The sequence below is a fragment of the Stenotrophomonas sp. TWI700 genome, assembly GCF_039673645.1.
GTDB lineage: Bacteria > Pseudomonadota > Gammaproteobacteria > Xanthomonadales > Xanthomonadaceae > Stenotrophomonas > Stenotrophomonas maltophilia_AA.
Window position 1 is genome coordinate 66,100 of record NZ_JBDJMB010000014.1, and the last position, 26,745, is coordinate 92,844.

The window sequence follows — 26,745 nt, forward strand, 5'->3', positions numbered from 1 at the left end:
ACGGGACCGCCGACGCAAGGGCAGGGGGTAACGGGCGGTTACAATGGCGGCCGTTTCGTTACCGAAGAGCTGTCGATGTCCGCCATTCCCGCCTGCCCGCAGTGCACCCTGGAAAATACCTATGCCGATGGCGCGCTGTTCATCTGCGCGGACTGCGGCCACGAGTGGGCGGCCGGCGACGGCGCGGGCGAGGCCCTGGTGGTACGTGACAGCAACGGCAACGTGCTGGCCGCCGGCGACACCGTCACCGTGATCAAGGACCTGAAGGTGAAGGGCTCCTCGATCCCGCTCAAGCAGGGCACCGTGATCCGCAACATCCGCCTGGTCGAGGACGATGCCGAGCACATCGAAGGCAACTCGGACAAGATCAAGGGCCTGGTCCTGAAGACCTGCTTCCTCAAGAAGGCCTGATCGGCTTCAGTCGGCGCGGGTGCCGCGCTGGCGCCAGCGCTGCAGGCTGTCCAGCTTGGCCTGGTAGCGGGACTGCAGCGCATCGCCGTTTTCCGCGGCCAGGTCGCGCGCGCGCTGCATCTCCTGCGAGGCGCGGTTCGGGTTGCCGGCCAGGAAGTAGGCGCGGGCGAGGGCGAAGTGGAACGGGTGGGCCGTGTCATACAGGCGCACCGCGCGGCGGTAGAAGCGGACGGCCCCCGCATAGTCGCGCCGCTGTTCCGCCCGTGCCCCGAGGATGTACTGCGCGAAGGGGTCGTTGCGCTGCACCCGGGCCAGACGGTCGTCCAGCCGCTCGGCCTCGCGGGTGTCGCCCAGCCGACGGTAGAGCACGCTGGCGTTGCTCAGGCTGGCACCGTGCCGTGGCTGCAGCCGCAGGGCGGTTTCATAGTCCCGGCGGGCCTGGGCGGTGTCGCCAACGCGCGCATCGAGCACGCCGAGATTGTTCCAGCTCCCCACGAAGTCCGGCGCCATGCGCAGCGCGGCCTGGAAGTTGGCGCGCGCGCCGGCGGCATCCCCGGCGGCCATCCGGTCGGCTCCCCGGTTGTTGTAGAAGTGGGCCAGTGCCCGTTGCCGGGTGATCTTCTGCGGCCCGTAGCGGTCATACAGCACGTTGTGGTCCAGATCGACGGTGCCGCTGCGCCCGTCCAGCACGATGCCGGCATTGACGTGGCCGACGCTGTAGATCACCCCGGAGGCCTGGTACCAGCTCACCGCCTGGGCCACCTCCTGCACATGCGCGTCGATGCCGGCGAGGTTGGCCAGGGTGACGAACAGCAGGGTGAACGACAGGCAGTTGGCGCGCCGTGTCTGCCAGGTCTCGCCGATCGTGTGGGTTGCATCGGCGTCGTAGGCCAGATGCAGTCCCTGCGCGTCGAAGATCATCTCGACCAGCCGCTGCAGGCGGCGCTCGCGCGAGAAACCGGGATCGATGACCCGCTCGTGCAGCAGGGCCAGCAGCGGGGCCGGCACGTCCAGAATCTGCGCCGGCGTGGGCAGGGCGGTGGTGCCCGGTTCGGCGGCGATGGACGGCGGCGTGGTGTCGGCCGCCCAGACCGGCGCGGCGGCCAGGGCCATCCACAGGATCAGTACTCTGCATGCGGTCATCGCCGTCACCTCGCGGGGCGCTGGGGTCCGTCGGGCCCAGTCTAGGCGCGTTGTTGGAGCGCGGCGTGCCGTTCATCGGCTGTCCGCGCCATCCACAGAGGATGTGGACCAGCGGTCGACAAACATGTGGATAACCGTGCGCAGCCACTGCGCGGCAACGGGTCTGTGAGGGTGGTCAAAAAAACACCGCCCGGCTTGCCAGCGTCGCCGCGACGGCCAATCATGGCGGCATGCACTTTGAACCGATCCCCCTCCCTGCCGGGCAGCTCGCCGCGCTGGAAACCGCCTACGCCGTGCCGCCGCGGGCGTACCACAACTGGTCGCACGTGCAGGCCGTCCTGCAGCACTGCCGCACGGTCGCAGAGGCCGGCCCCGGCTGGAGCCGGCCGCGCGAGGTACAGCTGGCTGCGCTCTACCACGACGCCATCTACGACGCGGGCCGTGGCGACAACGAAGCGCGCTCGGCGGACATGGCGCGCGAGGCCATCGCGCGCTGGTTGCCGGATGCCGGGATCGATGCGGCGCGCGTGGTCGAGCTGATCGAACTGACCGCACGCCACAGCAAGCTCGCGCCCGGCGATGTGGACCCCGAGGCCGCGCTGTTCCTGGACTGCGACATGGCCATTCTGGGTGCGCCGGCGCCGGTGTTCGATGCCTACGACCGGGGCATCGCAGAGGAATACGCCGGCCACGTGCCAGGCTTCCTGTTCCGGCTGAATCGACGACGCTTCCTGAAGCAGGTGCTGGGCCAGCCGCGCATCTTCCTGAGCGACTTCTTCCACCAGCGGCTGGATGCGGCGGCGCGCGACAATCTGCGTCGCCGGGTTGAGCGCTGAACCACGCCCGCTACACTGTGCGCGCTGTTTTCCCTCCGTGTGTGGCCATGCCCGTGTCCGTTCCAGATCCCGATCCGCGTCCGCAGCCGCCGGAAGAACCCGGCCCCAACGAGTGCTGTGGCAGCGGCTGCCCGCTGTGCGTGCTGGATCTGTACAGCGATGAGCTGCAGCGCTACCGCGCCGCGCTGGCGGCGTGGCAACAGCGCCACCCCGAGGCCACCGGCTGAGCAAAGGCGCTGCGATGTCGCTTGCCCTGCCACGCCCCTCCCGCTGGTCCCCGACGCATCACGGACGGGTCGCCCTGGCCACGCTGCTGGCCCTGGGGCTGTTCATCGCCACTGCGCTGTGGACGCAATGGGCAAGGGATGACCTGGACTGGGTGCAGGCCACGCTGAGCCTGTACCTGCACGGGCCCTGGGGGCTGGCGTTGCGCAGTGCCTACTGTGTCCTGGCGCTGGCGATCATGCTGCTGGCCGTGTCCCTGCATGCCAACAGCCGTTCACCGCGCCGCAGTGCGGCCGCACCGCTGCTGTTCTCGGTCGCCGCGCTGGGGTTGATGGGGGTGGCGATCGGCGACAGCTGGTTGCCCGAGCGCGCGCCCCTGCTGGCACCGTTGGTGCACGGGGTGTCGGCCAATACCGCCTTCCTGTGCGTGAGCGTGGCGATGCTGCTGCAGAGCTGGTACCTGCGCGCCGACCCCCGCTGGCGCGACTGGGCCGGTCCCGCGTGGTGGTGGGCCTGGCTGTGCTTCGTGCTGCTGTGGCTGCACGTGCTCTGGCGCGGGCCGCCGCGCGGCGCCGGCCAGAAACTGGTGATCGCGGTGGTGCTGGTCTGGCTGGTGTCGGTGGCCTGGCAGCTGTGGCGGCAGGCACGCCGCGACGCGCGCTGAGCGTCCGGCCACGCTGTGTACATGCCCTTGGCTGGGCAGGGGCGTATCGTTGGCGCACTAGTCATGGGATGCGCGACGATGCGGCGAGCCGGTTGGGGGATGATGCTGGGTGTGGTGCTGGCGGGGATGTCCGGACAGGCGCTGGCCGCGTCGCCGCAGCAGCTCAGTCACGGGCGTTTCGAGAACGTGCCGGTGTACCTGCCGGACGGTCGTCCGCAACGGGTGGTGGTGTGGTTCGACGGCACCGCCGGCCATGCCGACAGCCAGCAGCGCATCGATGCACTGCGCGCCGAGGGCGCCCTGGTCGCGCAGGTCGATGTCGCGCATCTGCGCCAGGTGCTGGCCCGCGAGAAGAGCGGTGACTGCGCGTTCGGTGCCGGTGATGTGGAGAATTTCTCGCGCTGGTTCCAGGCCTACCTGCACGTGCCGGGCTACCACCTCCCGCTGATCGGCGGCGATGGCGAGGGCGCCGCGCTGGCCTATGCCGTGGCCGCCGAGGCCGACACCCAGGTGTTTGCCGGGCTGCTCACCACCGGCTTCTGCCCATCGGGGGTGCGCGAGCGCAAGGTCTGCGGCGCCGGCAGCAGCCATGGCCGCCTGCAGCCGGCCGAACTGAATTTCCCGTGGTTGAACGCGGCCGGCGATGTGCATTGCCCGGCCGGCGAGTCGGCCGCGTTCGTGCGCAGGGTCGGCATGGGGCGCCAGTTCGAGCGCACCGCACGAGGCGACGCGTTGCCCGGCCTGTTGGCTGCGGCAAAGGTGATCGGGGCGCAGAAGGGCGTCAGCCTCGCGCCGCCGCCGGATGATCTCAAGGGCTTGCCGGTGGTCGACGTGCCCTCGAGCAAGGCCGGCGATACCTTCGCCATCTTCGTCTCCGGCGACGGCGGCTGGGCAGGCCTGGACAAAGAGGTGGCCGCCTCGTTGAGCGAGGCCGGGGTGCCGGTGGTCGGCGTGGATTCGCTGCGTTACTTCTGGACCGCACGCACCCCCGCAGGCTTCGCGCGCGACCTGGAGCGCATCGCCAATCACTACAGCCGCCAATGGCAGCGCCGCAACGTGGTGCTGGTCGGTTTCTCGCAGGGCGCCGATGTGCTGCCGGCGGCGATCAATCAGCTGTCACCGGCCACGCGGGAGTCGGTGTCGATGATTGCGCTGTTGTCGGTCGGCAAGACTGCGGACTACGAATTCCATGTGAGCAACTGGCTCGGCGGCGGCGGCGATGGCCTGCCGATCGCGCCGGAGGTGGCCCGGCTTCCGGCCGGCAGGACGCTGTGCGTGTACGGCCAGGACGATGGCGACGCGCTCTGCCCGTCGCTCCCGCCCGGTGGCAACGCGCAGATCATCGCGCTGCCCGGCGATCACCATTTCAAGGGCGATTACGATCGTCTCGCAGACACCATCGTGCAGCATCTGCCCGCGCGTTGAGCGCCAGCGCCAGCGGTAAGCACCGACGCTGCGTGCCGGCACGGGATCAATCGTGCCGGCGCGGGTCCAGCGAGATCAACCGGGTTGCATCGAGCAGGGCGGCAGGCAGGTGCACGCCGCCGGGCGCGGCCAGATAGCGGGCCCGCCAGACCGGCGCGAACTTCGACTTGAAGCGACGCAGTCCGCTGAAGCCATAGAAGCGCTCACCGTGCCGCGCCACCACGTTCGCAAAGCGGTTCCAGCGCCCGGCCAGGCGATGCTGGGCGAGCCCGGACAGCGGCGCCATGCCCAGCGAGAACCGGTGGAAGCCCTGTTGGCGCCCCCACAGGAACAGCTCGATGAACAGGAAATCCATGGTCCCCTTGGGCGCGTCATCGACATGCCGCATCAGGTCGACCGACAGTTCGTTCCCGGCCGGCGCCTGCCACAGATTGGCGAAGGCCACGATACGGCCCTCGGCCTCGACCAGCGCCACCGGGAAGCGTGACAGGTAGGCCGCATCGAAGCTGCCCAGCGAGAAACCCTTTTCATCGCCGGCCTTGTCGTCCAGCCACTGCTGGGAGACCACCGACAATGCAGGCAGCAATGCAGGTACGTCCTCGGGCGTCGCAACCCGGAAGCTCAAGCCACCGCGCTTGCCGCGGTTCCAGGCCTGGCGCAGATCGGCGCGATCGCGGCCTTCCAGCGTGAAGTCCTGCAGCGGCACCATTGCCTCTTCACCGAGCTTGACCAGGGTCAGGCCGAGGTCGAGGTAGGTCTGCCAGTGCGCTTCACCGACCTGGTAGAACACCGGGCGCAGGCCCAGCCGGTCGGCCTCCTCACGGAAGCGCCAGATCAGCGCGCGCACCACCTCCGGTGGGCCGACCGGATCGCCCATCGCGATCAGCGAACCGCCGTAGCGCTGCATCATCACGAAGCCGCGCTGCGACTCATCACGCAGCACCGCCTTGTCCGCGGTGAGCACCAGGCAGGCCTGGGTGTCCTCGGCGGCGGCCAGGATCGGGGCGAGCGCGTCCAGCGTGGACGCATCGGCGGCTGGCAGCGGGCTGCGCGTGCTGTGCAGCAACCGCGCCAGGCCGAAGATGGTCAGCGCGATCGCCACCAGCAGCAACGCACGCAACGCACGTGGCGCGTTGCCCTGCAGCGCGAACTGCCACCACAGCTCGTTCTGGTATTCCACGTGGCTGTAGACGAAGAACAGCAGCCAGATCACGGCGACCAGGACCAGCCCGAGGTTGCGGATCCACGGCCATGACCAGGCTTCATCCAGCAACGCGCCCTGGCGATAGAACTCGCGGCGCGAGGCCCATAGCGCCGCGGCCACCAGCAGCGCCGACAGCGCGATCAGTACCTGCCCACCGCGCAGCCAGATCGGCAAGGGGGAGAGCACACAGATGCCGAGTGCGAGCATCCACGCGGCATGGCTGCGTCGCTGCAGGCCCTGGCCGATCAGCAGCAGCGCGACACCCGCGAGACTGCCAAGCAGGTGCGAGGTCTCCAGGATCGGCAGCGAGGCGGTGACTAGGTGCCGGCGCGACGTCGGCAGGGTGCCGTCGATCACCAGCGCGGCGCCGACGCTGAACACCGCCAGCGCGATGATCTGGGGCAGCCACGGGCGCAGCGCGGTCCAGCCGACCCGGGTCGCCCCGGCACCGGCGCGCAGCGGGCGGCGCAGTGCGGGCGCGACCGCCAGCACCGTGGCCAGCAGCAGCGGCAGCACGTAATAGGTGACACGGTAGATCAGCGCGGCGGCCAGCACCGCGGCCGGGGCCACCTGCGGCAGCAGCTTGAGCAGGCTCCACTCGAACACGCCCAGGCCGGCCGGCACGCTGGAGATCAGGCCGGCCAGCACCGCGACCAGATACAGCCCGACGAAACCGGGCAGACCGGTCGGCGTATCCATCGGCAGCAGCACATAGAAGGCCGCGCTGGCCAGCACCAGCTCGACCACGCTCAGCGCGGTGACGCCCAGCATGGTGCGCCGGTCGGGCAGCCACAGCGCGTGCCCGCGGATCTGGAAACTGCGGCCCTCGCGGCCGACCAGCAGCACCGTGCCCGCATACGCGAGCAGGCCCGCAATGCCGATCGCGCGCACCGCCTGCACCGGGATTGGCAGGGCCAGCGCCGCCGCGCCCGGTTCAAGCACGAAGGCCAGCGCCAGCAGCAGCCACGCGCCGAACACGAAGCCCAGCGTGCTCATCAACACGACCTGGCCGATCTCTCCCAGGGTGAGGCCGGCACGGCCATAACCGCGCAGGCGCACCGCACCACCGGTGAGCGCGGCAAAGCCCAGCGTCTGCCCCAGCGTATGCGCGAGGAACGCCGTGATGCCGACCCGTGCCGGATGCAGGCGCTTGCCGCTGCGGCGCAGGCCGATCGCATCGAAGCCGATCAGGCACGCATAGCTGGCCAGCCCGAGCAGCACGGTCAGCGCGATCTGGCCAGCGCCGAGATGGTGGAAGGCCTCGCGGATGGCGCGGTAGCCGTGCGCGTCGAATTCGTTGGCCAGGCCGCGCAGGGCCAGGGCCAGGATCACCAGCGGGATGACGACGGTGGCAGCGCGGCGCCAGGGGGCGCGGGCTGGCGTCGGAGCAGGGGCGGTGTCGGTCATCGGTACAGCGTGCTCCGGGGTGGGCGATGAAGGAGTCAACGCAGGCGTGGCCGCCTGGCCGGCAAATCGTGCGCCTGATGCCGACGCTTGCCAAGCGGATGCGCTGTGCATGCTGTGGCCGCTTTGCAGCCAGGGCCCGGCACGCGCGCGCCGCATCGGTGACAATGCCGTTTCATCCAGAGGAGCAATCGCCATGTTGGAACGTTTCGATGTCGGCCCGCGCATGTCCGAAATGACCGTGCACAACAAGGTCGCCTATCTCTCCGGGCAGATCCCCGAAGACACCAGCCAGGACATCACCGGGCAGACCCGCCAGGTGCTGGAAGAAATCGACAAGCTGCTGGCGCTGGTGGCCAGCGACAAGCAGCACATCCTGCGTGCGGAGATTTTCCTCGCCGACATCGGCGATTTCGCCGGCATGAATGCCGCGTGGGATGAGTGGGTGGTGGCAGGCATGACCCCGGCACGCGCCACGGTGGAAGCCAAGCTGGCCGATCCGAGCTGGAAAGTAGAGATCGTGGTGACGGCGGCCCTGCCGTAACCGTACCCTCCCACCGCCGTCGCGAGGCCTCCAGCGCCCCGCGTTACGGCCGGGGCGCGCTGACCAGGTCGATGCAGTCCACCGGACACGGTGGGATGCACAGCTCGCAGCCGGTGCACAGATCGGCGATGACGGTGTGCATGTACTTGGCGCCGCCGACGATCGCATCGACCGGGCAGGCCTGGATGCACTTGGTGCAGCCGATGCAGTCCGCTTCGATCACCACGGCGACCTGCGGTGCCTTGTGTTCGCCGCGCGAGCGGTCGAATGGCACCGCCGGCACGCCCAGTGCATTCGCCAGCGCGCGCGCGCCCGCATCGCCGCCGGGCGGGCAGTGATCGACGCCCGCCACGCCACGCGCCATGGCCTCGGCATACGGGCGGCAGCCGTCGTAGCCGCATTGCCCGCATTGGGTCTGCGGCAACAGTCGATCGAGGCGTTCGGTCAGGGTGTCGATGGTGGGGCTCATGGCGTGGCGGTGGCTGCGCGGTGGGGCATCAGGCCCGGCTGTGCCGGGCAGGGGGCGTGCTCGCCGGTTCCGCCCGACGGGGCTTGATGGGCTTGCCGCGATACCAGGGCTCGTGGGCGAGTGCGAGCATCGGGCGGTCTTCGCGGCTGTCGCCGTAGGCATGGATGCGCAGGTAGCGCGCGAGGTCGTAACGCCGGCGGATATGCTCCACCTTGTGCGGCCCGCAGTCGCCCTCGGCGTAGCGCCCGGTGAGGCGTCCGTCGCGGCTTTCCAGCCGGTTGCAGATCAGGTCCAGCCCCATCGCCTCGCACCATGGGCGCAGATACAGGTCCAGCGAGCCGGACACGATCACCACGGTGTGCTGCTGGGTGAGGTGCCAGTGGATCTGGTCGAGCATCTCCGGCCGCATCACCTCGGGCAGCACGTCACGCGCATAGCCCGCAGCCTGCGTGGTGATGTCTTCGACATGGCGGTCGGTGAAGGTCAGGCGGGTGACGCGCGCGCGCAGCCGGTGGGCCGAGATCAGCTTGAGGCGGTAGGCCAGCAGCCACGGACCCACTTTCCACCACGCCCGTGCAAGCTGTTCGGGGGTGGCCACACGGCGCAGGAAACGGCCGTAGGTATCGCAGGTGGTGACCGTGTGGTCGAAATCGAACAGCGCCAGTTCCAACCCACACCTCCAGGCAGAAGAGCGTGGCAGGGCGACCGGGTGGCCGCCCTGCCGCCGCGGTCAGCGGACCGGCATGCCCGGCAGTGCGGCGCTGTCGGCGTCCAGCAGGGCGAGCGCGCCACCGTCGAAACCGGCCGACAGGATCATGCCTTCGCTCAGGCCGAAGCGCATTTTGCGCGGGGCCAGGTTGGCGATGAACACCACGCTGCGGCCGACCAGCTGTTCCGGCTCGCCGTAGCTGGCGCGGATGCCGGAGAAGATCTGGCGCTTGCCCAGGTCGCCGGCATCGAGTTCGAAGCGCAGCAGCTTGTCCGAGCCGTCCACGAATTCGCAGACCAGCACCTTGCCGATGCGCAGATCCAGCTTGGCGAAGTCGTCGATGCCGATGTAGGCCGGTGCGGCCTCGCCATCGGCCGCAGCGACCGGCGCCGGTGCGGCAGCGGGCTTGGCCGGTTTGGCCGGGGCGGCGGGGGCCGCGGTGGCGGCCTGCAGGGTGTCCTTGGAAGCGTCGGTCATGGCGTCGATTTTTTTCGGGTCGATACGGGTGAACAGGGGCTCGTACACCGCGATGGTGTGCGCGGTCAGCGGGGCGGCGATGTCGGTCCAGGCGTGCACCGGCGCGGCCAGGAAGGCCTCGGCCTGCGCGGCGGTGGCCGGCAGCACCGGCTTGAGCGCGGTGACCAGCACGCGGAACAGGTTCAGGCCCTGGGAGCAGACCGACTGCAGCTGCGCGTCCGCGCCCTCCTGCTTGGCGATCACCCACGGCTTTTCATCGTCGATGTAGCGGTTGGCCTCGTCGGCCAGTGCCATGGTCTGGCGCAGCGCGCTGGCCGGATCGTTGCGCTCGTACGCCTCGCGGATCGGCGCGAGTGCGGCGACGAAGCGGTCGTACTGGGCCGCATCGGGCAGCGCAGCGGCCAGGCGGCCTTCGAAGCGCTTGCTGATGAAGCCGGCGCAGCGGCTGGCCAGGTTGACGAACTTGCCGACCAGGTCCGCGTTGACGCGCGCGATGAAGTCGCCCAGGTTGAGGTCGAGATCGTCCACGCCGCCGGAGGACTTGGCCGCGAAGTAATAGCGCAGCGCTTCCGGTTCCAGCCCTTCATCCAGGTAGGTGCGGGCCATCACGAAGGTGCCGCGCGACTTGGACATCTTGGCGCCGTCCACGGTCAGGTACCCGTTGACGTGAAGGCGGGTCGGCGCGCGGTGGCCGGTGCCCTGCAGCACCGCCGGCCAGAACAGACCGTGGAAGTTCACGATGTCCTTGCCGATGAAGTGGTGCAGCTCGGTGCTGGTGCCGGCGCGCAGGTGCGCGTCGAAGTCTTCGCCGGTCTTCGCGCACAGGGCCTGGAAGCTGGACAGGTAACCGATCGGCGCGTCGAGCCAGACGTAGAAGTACTTGCCCGGGTGGCCCGGAATCTGGAAGCCGAAGTACGGCGCATCGCGCGAGATGTCCCACGCGCGCAGACCGCCTTCGGCGTTGAGCCACTCACCCAGCTTGGCCTTGACGCCGGGCAGGGCGACGTCGCCGGCCAGCCACTCGCGCAGGAAGCCTTCGAAGCGGCCGACCTCGAAGAAGAAATGCTCCGAATCGCGGATTTCCGGCGTGGCGCCGGAGATCACCGATTTCGGGTCCTTCAGGTCGGTCGGGCTGTAGGTGGCGCCACACACTTCGCAGTTGTCGCCGTACTGGTCCGGGGTGCCGCAGTTCGGGCAGATGCCCTTGATGTAGCGGTCCGGCAGGAACATGCCTTTGGCCGGGTCGTAGAACTGGGCCACGGAGCGGCGCGCGATATGGCCTTCGGCCTCGAGCTTGAGGTAGAAGGCTTCGGTCAGCGCCTTGTTGGCCGCCGAGTTGGTCGAGTCGTAGTGGTCGAACGCGACGCCGAACGCGGCGAAATCGCGCTCATGGCTGGCCTGGATGTTGGCGATGAAGGCCTCCGGGGTCACGCCGGCCTTTTCGGCCGCGAGCATGATCGGGGTGCCATGGGTGTCATCGGCGCAGACGAACCAGGTCTTGCCGCCGCTCATTCGACGCGCGCGCACCCAGATGTCAGCCTGGATGTAGCCGACCAGGTGGCCCAGGTGCAGCGGGCCGTTGGCGTAGGGCAGGGCGGTGGTGACGAGAGCGGTGCGGGTCATGATGGGCGCTGTTGCCAGGGGAACCGGGGATTATCGCACGCCAAAACGCAGTAACCCGGCCGAAGCCGGGTTACGGGGGCTGGAACCCGCGCGGGGCTTACTCGCGGACCCAGGTCTGGGCGCGGCAGATGAAGGCCACGCAGCCGGACACGTCCAGCTTGGCGCCGCCGGTCTGCAGCTTCATCTTGGACTTGTAGGTCTTGCCGTTGCCCGGGTCCAGGATGGTGCCGCCGGACCAGGCGTTGGCGCCATCGGCCTTCAGGTTCCACAGGATGGTCATGCCCTTGACCGGCTTGTTCTTGTTGGCGCCCTCGCAGCCGTCGCAGACCGGATTGGGGCCCTTGTCCGAGTGCAGGATGTCCACGACCTTGCCGGTCAGGGTGCCGTTGGTGGCCTGGGTGATCTCCACGATCGACTTCACCTTGCCGGTCTTGTCGTCGATGGTCTTCCAGCGGCCGACGGCGCCGTCGGCGGCGCTGGCCGACATCGCGGCCATCATCAGCGGCAGCGCCAGCAACAGGGTCTTGAAAGTCTTGCGCATGTTCCCCTCCCAGGGATGTCCGTGAACGCCGGCGCAGGCGGCCGGTACAGGGCCGACTGTATACCCATTCGCTCCGGTACGGAACGTGCCCGGCGCACGGTTCAGCCGGCGTCGGCCGGGATCTCGTACAGCTCCAGCGGCAGCTCGTCCGGGTCGGCGAAGAAGGTGAACCGGCGGCCGGTGTACTCGTCGACCCGGATCGGCTCGCAGGCCACGCCGGCCGCGGTCAGCCGTTCGATCATCGGCTCCAGCGCGCGCACGCGGAAGGCCAGGTGGCGCAGGCCCTGCGCCTCCGGGCGGCTCGGGCGGGGCGGCGCGCCCGGGAAGGAGAACAGCTCCAGCTGGCTGCCGTCGGGCAGGGCCAGGTCGAGCTTCCAGGAGTCGCGCGCCTGCCGGTAGTTTTCTGCGATCACCCGCAGCCCGAGCACGCGCGTGTAGAACGCCTTCGAGCGCGCGTAGTCCGCGGCGATCAACGCCACGTGGTGCACGCCGATCAAGGGGGGAGAAGCATGCGTATCGTTCATTGCAGGGTGTCCAGCCAGCGCCGGGCGATCTGCAGCGCCAGCGGATAGGGTTCGGGGGCGTTGCGGTTGCTGAGCACGATCACCGTGAGGCGCTGCGCCGGATAGCGCAGGATCACGTTGCGGAAGCCGGTGCTCTCGCCGCTGTGCCACTGCGCGCCACCGTTGAGCCGCCAGCCGAAACCGTAGAACGGCACGTCCGGCTCGGCGGTGCGCGTGGCAGGCGAGAACATCTGCTTCAACGATGTCGCCTTCAGCAGGCGCTGGTCATACAGCGCCGCGTCCCAGCGGGCCAGGTCATCCAGCGACGAATACACGCCGCCATCGCCGAGCACCGCACTGGTCGGGCTCTGGTCGGTGCGCTGCCAGCGCCCGTCGCGCTCGCTGTAACCGTAGGCGCGGCGCGAGATATCGTCCACGCCGTCCTGATGGGCGACACTGTCGCGCATGCCCAGCGGCAGGAAGATGCGCTGGCGCAGGAAGCGGGCGAAATCGGTGCCGGAGGCCTTGCCGACCACCAGCGCCAGCAGGGCGTAGCCGCTGTTGCTGTAACGGTAGGCCGTGCCCGGTGCGAAGTACGTCCGATCCTGGCCTTCCAGTAGATGCAGGACATCCTGGTCATGTACCTGCGCGGTCGCGTCGGCGGCCATCAGGTCTTCGTAGTCGAGCAGGCCGCCGGTGTGGCTGAGCAGCTGGCGCAGGGTGATCGCATCCGCCGCGGCCGGCAGCGAGGGCAGCCAGCGTTTCACCGGATCGTCCAGGGTCAGCGCGCCATCTTCGGCCAGCAGCAGGATCGCCGCGGCGGTGAACTGCTTGCTGACCGAGGCCAGGCGGAAATTGGTCTGCGCGGTCACCGCGGTGCCATCTTCCACTACCGCCAACCCGTAGCCGCGACGGAACACCGGTTTGCCGTCGTGCAGCACCAGCACCGCCGCACCTGGAACCTGGCCGTCGTAGCGCTGCATCAGCGCATCGATGCCCGGGTCCGGTGGCGTCAGCACCGGCGCTGCCACGGCAGCACTGCTCCCGGCGATGCACATCGCACTGATCCACACACGCAGACGCCGGACGATGTGCATGCTCGTTTCCTTCGGGGGTCAGGGCGCAGGTGTTGTCGCACCATTTGGGCTGGCGATCCAGCGGGCGATCTTGGCATCCAGGATGTCCAGCGGCATCGAGCCGTCGCGCAGCACTTCCTCGTGGAAGCGACGCGCGTCGAAACGCGGCCCCAGCGCAGCCTTGGCCTTGTCGCGCAGCTCCATCATCTTCAGCTCGCCCAGCCCATTGGCCAGGGTCTGGCCGGGCAGGGCCATGAAGCGCTCGACTTCGGCGGTGGCATCGGCGGCGCTCATGTCCGCGGTCTTGACCAGGTAATCGACCGCCTGGCGCTTGCTCCAGCCCTGCGCGTGCACGCCGGTGTCGGCGGACATGCGCGCGGCGCGGGTCAGCGCGGCCTGCAGGTAGCCGATGCGCTCGTACGGATCCCGGTAGACGCCCAGTTCCTCGCCCAGCGATTCGGCGTACAGGCCCCAGCCTTCGACGAAGGCGATATCGCCGCCCAGGCGACGGAAGCGCGGCAGCTTGTCCAGCTCCTGCTGCAGGCCCAGCTGCACGTGATGGCCCGGGATGCCCTCATGCAGGAACTGCATCGGCGCGGACCAGCGGCGGCGGCTCGGCAGATCGCCGGTGTTGATGTACAGCACGCCCGGGCGCATCCCGTCCGGCAGCGGCTGCTGGTAGCTCACCGCGCCGGCGGTGGCCGCGCGCTCGGGCTCGACCGCGCGGATCTCCATCGGCGCCTTCGGCAGCGTGCCGAGCAGGGTCGGCAGGCGCGCGTTGACCTGGCTCTGCAGCTGCTTGTACCGGTTGATCAGTGCATCGGCATTGGCGTACTGGAAATCGCGGTCGGTGCGCATGGTGCGCAGCAGCTTTTGCTGCGAGCCGCGGAGCCGGTTCTCTTTCATGATCGTGGCGATCTGCGCCTGCAGCGAGGCCACGCGCTGTTCGGCCAGTGCATGGATCTGCTCGGGCGTCAGCGTGGAGGCGGTGCTCTGCACGATGGTCTGCGCATACCAGGCCTTGCCGCCGGGCAGGCCGGCCAGGCCATCGGTGCTGCGTGCAGCGGGCAGGTACTCGGTGGCGATGAAACCGCGCAGGGCGCGGTAGGACGGCATGATCCGGAACTCGATCATGCGCTTGTACTCGGCGGTGATCCGCGCCTTGTCGGCCGCCGGGAAATCCTCGGGCAGGTTGCGCACCGGTGCCCAGAAGATGCTCTCTTCGGCGGTCGGCTTGATTACCGCATCCAGCTGCGGCAGCACTTTTTCCATCAGATCGCGCGGCTGCACCACGCCGGCGGCCATGCCCTGGCGCATGTTCGCGATGGCCTGCTCGAACAGGGCGGGAATGCCCAGCGAGCGGCGCGACCAGCCGTCGTAATCCTGCACCGTGTTGAACGGTTGCGCGCCGGAGCCGGAGCCGAGGATGGCCATGATGCTGCCCAGGTTGTAGTACTGGCTCACCGGCAGCATCCAGCCAGGGAACTGCTCGGCGGCCAGCGACATGCGCGCATCGCGCACGAAGATCTCGTAGCTGAGCAGGTCCTGGCCGGTCAGGCCGTCCGGACCGATCTTCTCGACCTTGCCCAGCCATTCCACGGTGAAGTCATGCGACTGCTGCCGATAGGCAGCCGAGAGGATGTTGGGGAGCTGGTCGTTGTGGCGGCTGTCGCCCTGGAAGGTGGCCTGCAGCGGATTGAGCCGCATCGAGGCATCCCAGTATTCATCGTAGATGCGGTCCAACTGGGCGGCCTTGCTCTGCTGGCGCACCAGCGGCTGGCGGGCCGGGGCGGCCGCCGGGCGTGCACGCGGCTTGGCCTTGGGCTTGGCGGCGGGCCGGGACTGCGTCGCGGCGGGCCGGGTGGCCTTTTTCTTGGCAGCTTCGGCCGGAGCGGCGGCGCTGAAGGCCATCAATGCGGCGATGGCAAGCGCCAGGGCGCGGGCGGGGTGGGGCATCGGCTGTTTCCGTAAACGCACAGACCCGGGAGCTTGCCCGATTCGCCTGCGTACGGCCAGCATCGCTCCCCGGTCAGCTTTGTCATGTACGGCGCCCAGTCAGCTGCGGCAGCGCCGGGCTGCCGCAGGAATCAGCGATCGCCGGCGCGGGTGAATGGCATGGTTTCCGGGGCGACCGCGCCGCCGGAGATGATGAAGCTCATCGCCTGGTCCACGGTCCAGTCGGTGGGCGTCAACAGCTCGACCGGCACGATTTCCAGATAGCCCGAGGTCGGATTGGGGGTGGTGGGTACGTAGACGGCGGCCAGCTCGCGGCCACTGCCTTCTTCCTTCATCACCCGCGTCACCAGGCCGACCGACTTCATGTCGCGATGCGGGAAATCGATCAGCACCACGCGCTGGGTGCTGCCCGGTTCGGTCTGCAGCATGTCCAGCAGCTTCTTGGCGCTGTCATAGATGATGCTCGCCAACGGGATGCGCTTGATCACCGCACCGAACCAGCGCAGCAGCCGCTGGCCGATCACACGGCGGCTGAGTACGCCCACCGACAGGATCACCAGCAGGGTGGCGGCCAGGGCGATGATGTCCTGCATCCACTCGACCTTGATCCAGCCCAGGTAATGCGGGAACGAGGCGGCGATCTGCTCGGACAGCGGCACCACCAGCGGGCTGGAAATGCCCGAGAGCAGCACGAACACGAATTTGACCACCACCCAGGTCAGCCAGATCGGCAGCAGGGTCAGCAGGCCGGTCAGGAACAGCCGCTGCAGGGAGGGACGCGGAACGAGTTGGGGGGCTTCGGGCGACATCCGCGCATTGTAGCGGGGGCGATGCCCGGTTTACGCTGCCGGTCCCCGCAGGACGCGGGGTCCGGGGAGAACGCTGTGGTGAAGAATGGACTGAAATGGGTGGTCGTCTCGATCCTGAGCCTGCTGCTGGCCGTGGTCGGGGTCTGGGCGGCCTCGCGGTTCTGGCCGCTGCCGGCCGAGCAGCGCGAGGCGATGCGGCTGCTGCAGGCACCGCTGCCCACGCCCGGCGCGAATGGCTTCAGCGCGTTGTGGACCCTGCGCCATGACGGCCTGGATGCCGTCGGCCGCGAGGCCGTGATGGCGCAGGATGCCGCGCGTTGGCGCCAGGGGACGCCCGGCCAGCGGCCCCAGGACTCCAGCGCGGACGGGCGCTACCCCACGACCCTGCGTCCGGGCTCGGCGAGCTGCGGCCGCCGGGCCGTCGGCTGTCTCGAGGCGGTGCGCGCCGACCCCGACAGGTTCCAGGCCGCGCATGCCGGCCATGAAGCGTTTCACCAGCGCGTGGCTGCGATCGCCGGCTACGGTCACTTCGTCTCCCCGTTCACGCCGTTCGACACCGATCCGATGGTGCCGCTGCCGGCCTTCCAGCCGGTGTTCGATCCGGTGTCCGCGCACGCGCTTGCCCATGTGCGTGGCGACAGTGGCGCCGCGCTGGCCGGTGCCTGTGCGGACATCCTCAGTGGGCGCCGGATGGCGGGGCAGGGCGACACCCTGATCACCAGCATGATCGGTGCGGCGATGGTGGAGAGCAACGCGCGGGTGCTGGCCGACATCCTGGTCGAACTGCCCGCCGATGCGGCCGTGCCAGCGGTCTGCGACGCTGCACTGGCGCCGATGACGCCCGCTGAGCAGAGCCTGTGCACGGCGATGCGCGGTGAGTTCGCGCTGGCCGGGGCGGGCCTGCGCCTGTCGATCGGGGATCCGGAGGGAAACCGCCTGCTATTGGATGTGCCACGCACCCAGGCACGCATCGCGCCGCGCTACGCGTGGGCATGCGCTGCGGGCGCCGAGCTGGTGGCCGCGCGGGATGCGCCCACGCCGATTCCCGGGCCGGCGCAGGATCGGTTCGCCTGCATCGCCAATCCGCTGGGCTGCACCCTGGCCAATATCAGCGGACCGGACATGCGCCAGTACGCGGGCCGCCCGCAGGACGCCGCCGCGATGCTGCGCCTGGTGGCGGCGCAGCGCTGGCTGCGGCAACAGCCGGTGGCGGTGTCCGTGGCGCTGCAGACCTTGCCGGAGGCGCTGCGTTCGCCCACGCGCACGCCGGTGCTCAGCGAAGAGGGGCAGTGGTTGCAGGTGGATCGGCGCGTGGTCGTGGACGAGCTCGGGCCGACACTGCGGGTGCCGATGCGTGCGCCGGCACGATGAGCGGCGCGCGGTTGGCGATGTCCTAGCGGTCGTCCGTCGCCGCCAGCGGCTCGAATGCACTGCCATCGCCCACCGTGTCCAGCGTCCAGCGGCGTGGCGAGGTGAGCGTCTCCCAGCGCACGCTGTCTTCGTCCGAGTCGATGCTGCCCTCGGTATGGCGCACGCGGCGGGTCGCGTAGTTGATGCTCAGGCTTTCGGTGTGCCCCGAGTTGCGCATCATCGAGCTGTTGTCGTAGCCGATCAATGCAAAGGCGCCGTCCTGCCAGCGGAACGTGAAGCTGGCCGAACCGGTCGACCAGCTGCCGGCATTGGAGAAGAAGAACAGCGTGGTGCGCAGCGTGCCACGCACGATCGAGACGCCGGGGCCGTCCTCGAAGACATCGGACAGGTTGGGCGCCTCGTGGCGGGTGATCAACGTGTGGTTCTGCGCGGCGAGCGTGTAACCGCCCGCCGGACCGGCGAACGCAATGGCGAGCATGCGCGGGTTGCTGTCCAGCGGGCTGATGCCGAAGCCATCGTGTTCGACGATGTTGCGCGGGTCCTGCTGGCGCAGCACCAGTACCAAATCTTCGCGCTGGTCGCCGTTGAGATCGCCGCTGAGCTGTTCCTCGATGCGCCAGCCGGTCGGCAGGAACCCTTTGGCCGTGGTGGCACGCGCCGGCAGCACCGGATAGTCGACCGGCGGTATCCGCAGTTCCTGCGCAGACGCGGTCAGGGCGGTGAGCAGCAGCGGGGTCAACAGGAGCAGGCGCATGGTCTTCCGGGGCGTGGATCAGGCGCGCGAGCATAGCAAGCGCGACATGACTCACCCCGCGCGCTGGCGTGCCTCGGGCTTGAGCCGCAGGTAGACCTGCTTGCGCACGCGGGCGATCACCTCGCCGTTGGCATCGACAATGTCATTGCTGAACCAGTGCAGGTATTTCCCGCCGCTGGCGGTGGCGGCACGCAGCTGGTCCAGCAGTGCCTCGTCCAGCCGGAACTCGGCCACCACCGTGCCGCGGCCCGGCTTGAGGAACTCGATCTCGCCGGCGCGATCCCAGACGTAGTAATCACGGCCCAGGTTCTGCATCACGGTGAGCATCCAGAACGGATCGGTCATCGCGAACAGGCTGCCGCCGAAATGCGTGCCCACGTAGTTGCGGTTCCACGGGCGCATGCGCAGCTCGACGCGCACATGGCGGTAGTCCGGACTGACATCGGTCACGTGGATGCCGGTGAACAGGAACGGCGGCCATAGATTGATGCCGTGGCGGAAGACGGAGGCCTTCATTCGGATCACGTCACGCTGGGGAGGTGATCGGAGTCTACCATTCGCTTGCGTATGGTGGAGCGGAGGCTCAGTCGAGGCCGCCGCCGTCGACCGAATAGCCGTTCCGCCCGGCGGCCTTGGCCTGGTAAAGCGCCGCGTCGGCTCCTTCGAAATAATGTCGCGGTTCCGTGCCGGGGCCCGGGACGCGGGTGAATACGCCGGCGCTCAGGGTGATATGCGTGGTCGCGCCGCGGCCGGCCGGAATCTCCAGTCCCTGCGCCCGCGCCACCAGATCCTGCACCACCTGCACCGCGCCTTCCGGCGTGGTGTCGGGCAGGATCAGCGCGAACTCGTCGCCGCCAAAGCGGGCGGCCATGTCGCGGGGACGACGCGCGTGCGCACGGATTTCCTGGGCGATCCTGCGCAGCACAGTGTCGCCGGCCTGATGGCCGAACTCGTCGTTGTGCCGCTTGAAATGATCCACGTCGATCAACACCAGGCTCAGCGGCCGCCCGCTGCGGCGACCGGCGTCGTGCTCGGCCTGCAGGGTCTGCTCGAAGCGCAGCCGGTTGCCCAGCCCGGTGAGCGCATCGCTGTTGGCCTGGCGCCGCCAGGCGCTCACCCGCCACAGCGTCCACGCCAGGAGCACGGTCAACATGCCGGTCAGGGCCGCGGCCGGTGCGAACCACATGTGGCCCGCACGCAGCAGCACGAAGCTCAGCAGCAGCGTCAGCGGAAGGGCGAGTACACCGCTCTGCCACGCCCGCGGCAGCGTCAACAACAGGCAGCACAGCGCCACCAGCAGCCCGGTGAGGGCGCTCTGCCACGCCGGCGGTAACGGGCTGATCACCTTGTCGGCAAGCAACATCGAGGCGACGTTGGCCTGGTACTCGCTGCCACTCATCCAGCGCTCGCGGGTGGTCGGGGTGAGCAGGCGCGGCGTGATGCCGCTGGCGGTCATGCCGACCAGCACCAGACGTCCGCGCAGCAGCGCCGGGTCGACCTCGCCGTCGAGCACATCCACATAGGACACCTGCGGGAAGCGTTCGGGCGGTCCGGCGTAGCGCACGCGCACGTAGTGGTCGCGGCGCCACTGGTAGGGCGAGGCCACCGCCGGCTGGTCGTCGCGCAACCCGGGCAGCGGGCCAGGGGTATCGGCCAGCGCCAGTCCAAGCGCCGGCCAGTGCGGTGCGCCGATCCCGGCGGTGAGGTAGAGGCCACGGGCGACGCCATCGCCGTCGACTTCGATATCAGTGTGGCCCAGGCTGGCCGCGTTGGCGGCGATCAGCGGAATCGGCAGCAGTTCCTCGGCCATGCGCGGGCCACTGGCCGGCGCGGCCAGCACCGGCAGCACCACGTGTCCGTTGCGGCGGATCGCCGCCGCCAGTTCGGCATCCTGGGTGCTGTCCTGGCGGTCCGGTTCGGACAGCATCAGGTCCAGCACCACGCGCTCGGCACGGGCATCGGTGAGCCGGTCCAGCAGGCGTGCGTGGGTGCCGCGCGGCCACGGCCACTGCCCAAGCTGCTGCAGGCTGTTGTCGTCGATCGCCACGATCAGCAGACGCGCATCCGGTGTGTACTCCCAGCCGCCGACGTACGCGTCGTAGACCGCCTCATCCTGTTTCCAGAACCACTGCCAGTGACTGGCCACGACCGCCAGCGCACCGACCAGGGCTGCCAGCACGATGCGTTGCGGCCAGGGCAGGTGCAGGGGAGTCACAACAGCAGCCACAACAGCAGTGCACCACCCCCGGCGGCGTAACAGGTGCGGCACGGCAGGGCGATCTGCTGTGCCGGCGAAAACGGACCGGCGTAACCGTCCTCGTCAATGTACTGGACGCGCACGTGCAGCGTGCCGCGCCAGGGGCGCTTGATCGACACCTCCGGCTGGTCGAGCTCGCGGTCGAGCAGCGGCGCGCTGAAATCGCCGCGACGGTCCAGCTGCACGCGGTAGCGTTGGCCGGGTTCGCCGGCCTGCCAGCGCAGCGTCAGCTGGCCTTTGGCGGCTTCGGGCGGCTGCAGGGCCGGGTCGACCGGCAGATCGGTGATGGTCAGCGGCAGGGGCTGGCCGAACCGGCCGCGATGGCCGTTGCGGTCCACCGACGCCACCCGCCAGACGTAGTCGCCGGGCGCCAGGTCCTGGCCCGGGCGCAGCTGCGTGCCGCGGCCGTCCTGCTCCAGCACCGGGGCGAGGAACTGCGGATCGCGGGCGATCTGCAGCACGGTGCGCTCGGCATCGGCAACGCGGGCCCACTCGAAGCGCGGTCGCGCGCTGTTGACGGTTTGCCCATGCAGCGGGCGCACCGTCAACGGCGCGACCGGCTGGTCACGGACCTTGAAATCCTGCCCGGCATCCAGGCCTTCCACCTGCGCCGCGCTGACCGCCCGCACCAGCACGCGCAGATCGCCCGGCGGCAGGTCGGGCAGGGTGAGCGCCGTGGCGTCGGTGTCGCGCGCGAACAGCAGCACGTCGGGTTGATCGGCACGGACGACTTCGACCCGGTAGCCGACGGCGTCCGTCACCGGCTGCCAGGCCAGGGCTGCGGGCAAGGTGGCCAGCCGCTGCGGATCGGTGGAGAGCACGGGCGCGGGCAGCAAGGCCTCCAGGCCAGCGGGTCGCGCATCCAGCGAGGGGCTGCGCGTCGCCTGGCCACCGGTGACCAGGCGCTGGCCGCGGCGGTTGCCGACCTGCACGCGCCCTTCCAGCACTTCGGTCGCCGCGCCGCGGCCCTCCAGGCCGGCACTGACCCGGAACACGGTGCCGCGCACGCTGCTGGTCGCGGTGGGCGCATCGATGATGAAGCGCGACGCCGGGCCGCTGGCGGGCGTCACCCGGTTGCTGGCGCGGCCCTGCTCCAGGCGCAGGCGGGTGTCGACCATGCCGGTGTGGCCATAGCGGGAGAGCTGATCGAAGCGCAGGCGCGAACGTTCGCGCAGCTGCAGGCGCGAGTCATCGGCGAACACCACGGTGACGCTGGCATCCTCGCCGGTGATCAGTTCCTGGCCGATCCGCAGCAGATCGCCTTCCAGCACATCGCGGCGAGGCTGACCGTCGGCCTGGCTCTGCACCGGGCCGCGGACGGCGAGCACCCTCGCCGGGGCGGGCTGCACCTGCAGCCAGGCCACCGGGAAGCGCAGCTGGCTGCCGGGCGGCAGGCGGTAGGGATCGGCGATGCGGTTGTGCGACTGCAGCTGTTCCCAGGCGATGGTCGGCTTCAGGTAGCGGGCGCTGAGGTCCCAGATCGTATCGCCGGGCCGGACCCGGTAGGTCCAGTCCTGGGCCAGGAGCGGCGCGGCGGACAGCATCAAGGCCACCAGCACCAGCAGGCGGGCAACCAAAGAGAAACAAGGCAATCGGGTCAATCTCACGGTCGTTCACGGCCCTGCAAGGCGGGGCGCAGCCAAGTAGGCCGCCATGGCCCAGACCTCATCCTCCCCGATGGATCGCGGCCTCCAATGGGCCGCGGCGGCATTATTGCCCGGGAGCCGTGCAGGGTTTCTGAACGTGATTCACGTCACACATCGAAGACGAGCGTTCGGATAGACGACTTGGCAGGGCCAGCGCCCCGGCAGGCGCTGGCCCTGATCGATCAGAACAGCAGCGACGCCATCCGGCGGCGGTACTGGCCGACCAGATCTTCATCCTCGATCACCTTGAAGGCGTCGATCAGCAGCTTGCGCGGGCGACCGTCGTCATACGTACGGTCCCGCCGCAGCATGTCCAGGAACTGCTCCAGCGCGGCCGCGTCCTGCCCGGACAGCAGCAGCTGCACGCCACGCAGGTGGCGGGCCTGCAGGTCATCGCCATTGGCCGCGATGCGGGCGTCCAGCACCTCGGCAGCCGGCGCTTCCTGCAGCGCGCTGGCGAACTCCAGGCGGGCCCGGGCGCGCACGGCGCGATCATCGGTGGACAGATTGGCCGGCAGTGCATCGATCAGTGCCGTGGCTTCGGCGGTGGCACCGGTCTGCAGCAGCGCCAGGGCAAGGTCGAGCTTGAGCTCTTCCTTGTCCGGCTCGGCGGCGATGGCCGCGCGCAGCACGTCGACCTGGGCCTGCGGATCGAGCGGGGCGGGTTCGGCGACCTCCTCGGCCTCGGAAGCGGCCTCCAGCGGCACCACGCCATGCTGGCTCAGGAACTCGCGCAGCTGGCCTTCCGGTACCGCGCCGGGGAAACCATCGACGATCTGCCCGCCCTTGACCAGGAACACGGTCGGCACCGAGCGGATCTGGAAGGCGGCCGCGATCTGCTGTTCCTTGTCGACATCGACCTTGGCCAGCTCGAAGGCACCGTGGTATTCGCCGGCCAGCTTTTCCAGCATCGGGCCCAGGGTCTTGCAGGGGCCGCACCAGGTGGCCCAGAAATCGACCAGCACGGGGGTCTGCAGGGATTTCTGCAGGACCTCGGTCTCGAAGGTCTCGGTGGTGGCGTCAAATACGTGCGGCAGATCGCTCATGGTTTCAGATCAACGGGAAACTGGAGAGGAAGTGTATGGTGCCGCCCGCCGCCGGACGCAACCCCACCGCGCGGAATCGGCCGGGAACGGCGACAATGCGGGCCTTGTGAACAGGCCGGGTGCAGCATGTCGGGACTTCATCGTTGGGAACGTGCGCTCGGCATTGCCGCCGCCGTGTTGTTCGTGGGCGCGGTGCTGGGCTTCGGCGCGGCGTTGCCGCTGTTCGATCCGATCGGCCACCCGGTCGCGCTGCTCGGCGCGATGGGCGTGCCGCATGCGCTTGCCTTCAACATCGTCGGCTTCGCGCTGCCGGGCCTGCTCGCCAGCATCGTCGCGCTGCGCCTGCTGCTGCGGGTACCGCGGACGGCGCCGTGGTCGATGCGGGTGGGCGCGCAGCTGCTGATGCTGGCCGGGGTCGGCTTCACCGCGATGGGGGTGTTGCCGCTGGATACCAGCGATCTGGACAATCCGGCCAGCCAGTACCACGCCAGTGCGTGGATGGTCTGGGTGCTGGCCTTCGTGCCCGGGGCGGTGATGTCCGGGATCGGCGCGCTGCGGCTGCCGGCGTGGCGGGCCGTGGGCGCGCTGCACCTGGCCTGCGGGCTGGGCGTGCTGCTGTCGGCCTTCGCGCTGCAGGTGCTGCTGCCGGCGCCGCTGGCCCAGCGGGTGGCCTTCGGTGTGTGGCTGGTCTGGCTGGTGGTGGTGCTGCCGCTGGCCCCGGGCGCGCGCCGCGCCTGAGCACGGTTCGCCTGCCGCTGCGCCCCGGCACCGCGCCGGGGCCAGGGCAGGGCGATGACGTATTCGGCCAATCTCCAGTCAATTCAATGAGATGACGGGTTTGGGCGATGCGGTGGGCAACCTCGATTGGAGCCCTTTGCCGCACTGCGGTACCCTGTGCCGCTTTGCCGCCGCACTAGCGTTTTTATGACCAGCGTCGAACCCAACGTTTACGATCCGCAGCAGGTTGAATCCGCCGCCCAGCAGTATTGGGATGCCACCCGTGCCTTCGAGGTCACCGAGACTTCGGACAAGCCGAAGTTCTACTGCCTTTCGATGCTGCCGTATCCGTCCGGTGCGCTGCACATGGGCCACGTGCGCAACTACACGATCGGCGACGTGATCAGCCGCTACAAGCGGATGACCGGTCACAACGTGCTGCAGCCGATGGGCTGGGATGCGTTCGGCCTGCCGGCCGAGAACGCGGCGATCAAGAACAGGACCGCGCCCGCCAAGTGGACCTACGCCAACATCGAGCACATGCGGGGCCAGTTCAAGGCCATGGGCTATGCGATCGACTGGTCGCGCGAGTTCGCCACCTGCACGCCCGAGTACTACGTGCACGAGCAGCGCATGTTCACCCGCCTGATGCGCAAGGGCCTGGCCTACCGCCGCAACGCGGTGGTGAACTGGGACCCGATCGACCAGACCGTGCTGGCCAACGAGCAGGTCATCGACGGCCGTGGCTGGCGCTCCGGCGCACTGGTGGAAAAGCGCGAGATCCCGCAGTGGTTCCTGCGCATCACCGATTACGCCCAGGAACTGCTGGACGGCCTGGACGAACTGCCGGGCTGGCCGGAGTCGGTCAAGACCATGCAGCGCAACTGGATCGGCCGCTCGGAAGGGCTGGAAATCCAGTTCGACGTGCGCGATGCCGACGGCAGCACGCTGGACCCGCTGCGCGTGTTCACCACCCGTCCGGACACCGTGATGGGCGTGACCTTCGTGTCGATCGCCGGCGAGCATCCGCTGGCGCAGCATGCGGCGAAGTCCAACCCGGCGCTGGCCGCGCTGCTGGCCGAGATGAAGCAGGGCGGCGTGTCCGAGGCTGAACTGGAAACCCAGGAAAAGCGCGGCATGGACACCGGCCTGCGCGCCATCCATCCGGTCACCGGCGCCCAGGTGCCGGTGTGGGTCGCCAACTTCGTGCTGATGGGCTACGGCACCGGCGCGGTGATGGCCGTCCCCGGCCACGACCAGCGCGACAATGAATTCGCCAACAAGTACGGCCTGCCGATCCGCCAGGTCATCGCGTTGAAGTCGCTGCGCAAGGAAGAAAGTGCATACGACGCCACGCGCTGGCAGGACTGGTACGGCGACAAGACCCGCGAGACCGAGCTGGTCAACTCCGAAGAGTTCGACGGGCTGGATTTCCAGGGCGCTTTCGAGGCACTGGCCGAGCGTTTCGAGCGCAAGGCCCAGGGCCAGCGCCGCGTCAACTACCGCCTGCGCGACTGGGGCGTGAGCCGCCAGCGCTACTGGGGCTGCCCGATCCCGGTGATCTACTGCCCGAAGTGCGGCGCCCTGCCGGTACCGGAAGAGCAGTTGCCGGTGATCCTGCCGGAGAACGTCAACTTCGTCGGCACCGGTTCGCCGATCAAGGCCGATCCGGAATGGCGCAAGACCACCTGCCCGGACTGCGGCGGCGCGGCCGAGCGCGAGACCGACACCTTCGACACCTTCATGGAGTCGAGCTGGTACTACGCGCGGTACACCTCGCCGGGTGCCCGTGATGCGGTCGACAAGCGCGGCAACTACTGGCTGCCGGTCGATCAGTACATCGGCGGCATCGAGCACGCGATCCTGCACCTGATGTACTTCCGTTTCTTCCACAAGCTGCTGCGTGATGCGCGCATGGTGGACAGCAACGAGCCGGCGCAGAACCTGCTGTGCCAGGGCATGGTGATCGCCGAAACCTACTATCGCCCGAACCCGGACGGCTCCAAGGACTGGATCAACCCGGCCGATGTCGATGTGCAGCGCGACGAGCGCGGCCGCATCGTCGGGGCGACCCTGATCGCCGACGGCCAGCCGGTGGTGATCGGTGGCACCGAGAAGATGTCCAAGTCCAAGAACAACGGCGTGGACCCGCAGGTGATGGTGAGCAAGTACGGCGCCGATACCGTGCGCCTGTTCTCGATGTTCGCCGCCCCGCCGGAACAATCGCTGGAGTGGAACGAAGCCGGCGTGGACGGTATGGCCCGCTTCCTGCGTCGCCTGTGGGCCCAGGTGCAGAAACACGCCGCCGACGGCGCCGCCCCGGCGCTGGACGTGGCCGCACTGAACGCCGAGCAGAAGGCGCTGCGCCGCAAGACGCATGAAACCATCGGCAAGGTCGGCGACGACTACGGCCGCCGCCACAGCTTCAACACGGCGATCGCCGCGGTGATGGAACTGATGAACGCGCTGGCCAAGTTCGATGACGTCAGCGCGCAGGGCCGTGCGGTCCGCCAGGAAGCGCTGCGTGCCACCGTACTGCTGCTCAATCCGATCACCCCGCATGCCAGCCATGCGTTGTGGCAGGTGCTGGGCCACGCCGAAGAACTGCTGGAAGACCAGGCGTTCCCGCACGCCGATCCGGCCGCGCTGGTGCGCGACGCGGTGACGCTGGCGGTGCAGGTCAACGGCAAGCTGCGCGGCACCATCGACGTCGCCGCCGATGCCCCGCGCGACCAGATCGAAGCGCTGGGCCTGGCCGAGCCGAACGCGGCCAAGTTCCTGGAAGGTCTGACCGTGCGCAAGATCATCATCGTGCCCGGCAAGATCGTGAATATCGTGGCGGCCCCGCAGGGCTGATCCTGTCGTGGGGGGGGGGGGGGGGCCGGCCCCGGGCGCCCGGTGCGGCAGTCCGCGACAAAAGGGGGCGCGCGCGCGG

24 protein-coding genes are annotated in these 26,745 nt (G+C 69.2%); 9 read left to right on the forward strand and 15 right to left on the reverse strand.

Annotated features, from left to right (window positions below; all coding sequences use genetic code 11):
- The first annotated feature begins 75 nt into the window (after positions 1 to 75).
- Complete coding sequence (locus ABE473_RS11805; RefSeq protein ID WP_346489600.1) at positions 76 to 411, forward strand: zinc ribbon domain-containing protein YjdM; 336 nt, start codon at positions 76 to 78, stop codon at positions 409 to 411.
- 6 nt (positions 412 to 417) lie between these two features.
- Here ABE473_RS11805 and ABE473_RS11810 read toward each other — a convergent pair whose 3' ends face one another.
- Positions 418 to 1,554, reverse strand: a complete 1,137-nt coding sequence (locus ABE473_RS11810; RefSeq protein ID WP_346489601.1) for a tetratricopeptide repeat protein — start codon at positions 1,552 to 1,554, stop codon at positions 418 to 420.
- Positions 1,555 to 1,784: 230 nt separating this feature from the next.
- On the opposite strand from ABE473_RS11810, the gene ABE473_RS11815 reads away from it, so the two are divergent.
- From ABE473_RS11815 to ABE473_RS11830, 4 genes are all read left to right on the forward strand, one after another.
- Positions 1,785 to 2,390, forward strand: a complete 606-nt coding sequence (locus ABE473_RS11815; RefSeq protein ID WP_346489602.1) for a hypothetical protein — start codon at positions 1,785 to 1,787, stop codon at positions 2,388 to 2,390.
- Positions 2,391 to 2,437: 47 nt separating this feature from the next.
- Positions 2,438 to 2,617 carry an oxidoreductase-like domain-containing protein gene (locus ABE473_RS11820; RefSeq protein WP_346489603.1) on the forward strand — a complete coding sequence of 60 codons (180 nt, stop codon included), beginning with the start codon at positions 2,438 to 2,440 and terminating at the stop codon, positions 2,615 to 2,617.
- Positions 2,618 to 2,631: 14 nt separating this feature from the next.
- Positions 2,632 to 3,279, forward strand: a complete 648-nt coding sequence (locus ABE473_RS11825) for a DUF998 domain-containing protein (protein WP_346489604.1) — start codon at positions 2,632 to 2,634, stop codon at positions 3,277 to 3,279.
- A gap of 78 nt (positions 3,280 to 3,357) precedes the next feature.
- A complete protein-coding gene (locus ABE473_RS11830; RefSeq protein WP_346489605.1) occupies positions 3,358 to 4,704 on the forward strand; it encodes an AcvB/VirJ family lysyl-phosphatidylglycerol hydrolase in 1,347 nt (448 codons plus the stop codon).
- A gap of 46 nt (positions 4,705 to 4,750) precedes the next feature.
- Here ABE473_RS11830 and mprF read toward each other — a convergent pair whose 3' ends face one another.
- Complete coding sequence (gene mprF / locus ABE473_RS11835) at positions 4,751 to 7,315, reverse strand: bifunctional lysylphosphatidylglycerol flippase/synthetase MprF (protein ID WP_346489606.1); 2,565 nt, start codon at positions 7,313 to 7,315, stop codon at positions 4,751 to 4,753.
- A 193-nt stretch (positions 7,316 to 7,508) separates the two neighbouring features.
- Between mprF and ABE473_RS11840 the strand changes: the two genes are divergently transcribed.
- On the forward strand, positions 7,509 to 7,856 hold the full coding sequence (locus tag ABE473_RS11840) for a RidA family protein (protein ID WP_019183404.1): 348 nt from the start codon (positions 7,509 to 7,511) through the stop codon (positions 7,854 to 7,856).
- A 43-nt stretch (positions 7,857 to 7,899) separates the two neighbouring features.
- On the opposite strand, the gene rnfB is transcribed toward ABE473_RS11840, so the two are convergent.
- From rnfB to ABE473_RS11880, 8 genes are all read right to left on the reverse strand, one after another.
- Positions 7,900 to 8,325, reverse strand: coding sequence for an Rnf electron transport complex subunit RnfB (rnfB, locus tag ABE473_RS11845; protein WP_346489607.1), 426 nt, complete (start codon positions 8,323 to 8,325; stop codon positions 7,900 to 7,902).
- Positions 8,326 to 8,353: 28 nt separating this feature from the next.
- Entirely contained in the window at positions 8,354 to 8,995 is a 642-nt protein-coding gene (locus ABE473_RS11850; RefSeq protein ID WP_346489608.1) for an HAD family hydrolase, read from the reverse strand.
- A 60-nt stretch (positions 8,996 to 9,055) separates the two neighbouring features.
- Positions 9,056 to 11,134 carry a methionine--tRNA ligase gene (metG, locus tag ABE473_RS11855; RefSeq protein WP_346489609.1) on the reverse strand — a complete coding sequence of 693 codons (2,079 nt, stop codon included), beginning with the start codon at positions 11,132 to 11,134 and terminating at the stop codon, positions 9,056 to 9,058.
- A gap of 97 nt (positions 11,135 to 11,231) precedes the next feature.
- Positions 11,232 to 11,675: a DUF2147 domain-containing protein gene (locus tag ABE473_RS11860; RefSeq protein WP_070425636.1), complete on the reverse strand. Its 444-nt coding sequence runs from the start codon at positions 11,673 to 11,675 to the stop codon at positions 11,232 to 11,234.
- 101 nt (positions 11,676 to 11,776) lie between these two features.
- Positions 11,777 to 12,199: a VOC family protein gene (locus ABE473_RS11865; protein WP_346489610.1), complete on the reverse strand. Its 423-nt coding sequence runs from the start codon at positions 12,197 to 12,199 to the stop codon at positions 11,777 to 11,779.
- Complete coding sequence (locus tag ABE473_RS11870) at positions 12,196 to 13,236, reverse strand: serine hydrolase domain-containing protein (protein ID WP_346489620.1); 1,041 nt, start codon at positions 13,234 to 13,236, stop codon at positions 12,196 to 12,198. Before ABE473_RS11870 ends, ABE473_RS11865 begins: the two co-directional genes overlap by 4 nt.
- Before the next feature lie 57 nt (positions 13,237 to 13,293).
- A complete protein-coding gene (locus tag ABE473_RS11875) occupies positions 13,294 to 15,210 on the reverse strand; it encodes a DUF885 family protein (RefSeq protein ID WP_346489611.1) in 1,917 nt (638 codons plus the stop codon).
- A 131-nt stretch (positions 15,211 to 15,341) separates the two neighbouring features.
- On the reverse strand, positions 15,342 to 16,019 hold the full coding sequence (locus ABE473_RS11880) for a DUF502 domain-containing protein (protein ID WP_070425632.1): 678 nt from the start codon (positions 16,017 to 16,019) through the stop codon (positions 15,342 to 15,344).
- Between the two features lie 78 nt (positions 16,020 to 16,097).
- Between ABE473_RS11880 and ABE473_RS11885 the strand changes: the two genes are divergently transcribed.
- Positions 16,098 to 17,390 (forward strand): hypothetical protein, encoded by a 1,293-nt coding sequence (locus ABE473_RS11885; protein ID WP_346489612.1) that lies wholly within the window; start codon positions 16,098 to 16,100, stop codon positions 17,388 to 17,390.
- 22 nt (positions 17,391 to 17,412) lie between these two features.
- On the opposite strand, the gene ABE473_RS11890 is transcribed toward ABE473_RS11885, so the two are convergent.
- The 5 genes from ABE473_RS11890 to trxA form a co-directional block, all read right to left on the reverse strand.
- Positions 17,413 to 18,144, reverse strand: coding sequence for a hypothetical protein (locus tag ABE473_RS11890; RefSeq protein ID WP_346489613.1), 732 nt, complete (start codon positions 18,142 to 18,144; stop codon positions 17,413 to 17,415).
- A gap of 51 nt (positions 18,145 to 18,195) precedes the next feature.
- Complete coding sequence (locus ABE473_RS11895) at positions 18,196 to 18,660, reverse strand: DUF4442 domain-containing protein (protein WP_176989233.1); 465 nt, start codon at positions 18,658 to 18,660, stop codon at positions 18,196 to 18,198.
- A 67-nt stretch (positions 18,661 to 18,727) separates the two neighbouring features.
- A complete protein-coding gene (locus ABE473_RS11900; protein ID WP_346489614.1) occupies positions 18,728 to 20,359 on the reverse strand; it encodes a CHASE2 domain-containing protein in 1,632 nt (543 codons plus the stop codon).
- A complete protein-coding gene (locus ABE473_RS11905) occupies positions 20,356 to 21,945 on the reverse strand; it encodes a FecR domain-containing protein (RefSeq protein WP_346489621.1) in 1,590 nt (529 codons plus the stop codon). Before ABE473_RS11905 ends, ABE473_RS11900 begins: the two co-directional genes overlap by 4 nt.
- A gap of 284 nt (positions 21,946 to 22,229) precedes the next feature.
- The gene (trxA, locus tag ABE473_RS11910) at positions 22,230 to 23,093 is read right to left on the reverse strand and encodes a thioredoxin (RefSeq protein WP_346489615.1); all 864 of its coding nucleotides are present in this window, start codon (positions 23,091 to 23,093) and stop codon (positions 22,230 to 22,232) included.
- Positions 23,094 to 23,219: 126 nt separating this feature from the next.
- Here trxA and ABE473_RS11915 point away from each other — a divergent pair, with 126 nt between their 5' ends.
- Positions 23,220 to 23,831 (forward strand): DUF998 domain-containing protein, encoded by a 612-nt coding sequence (locus ABE473_RS11915; protein ID WP_346489616.1) that lies wholly within the window; start codon positions 23,220 to 23,222, stop codon positions 23,829 to 23,831.
- Between the two features lie 186 nt (positions 23,832 to 24,017).
- Positions 24,018 to 26,666, forward strand: a complete 2,649-nt coding sequence (leuS, locus tag ABE473_RS11920; RefSeq protein ID WP_346489617.1) for a leucine--tRNA ligase — start codon at positions 24,018 to 24,020, stop codon at positions 26,664 to 26,666.
- Positions 26,667 to 26,745 lie beyond the last annotated feature (79 nt).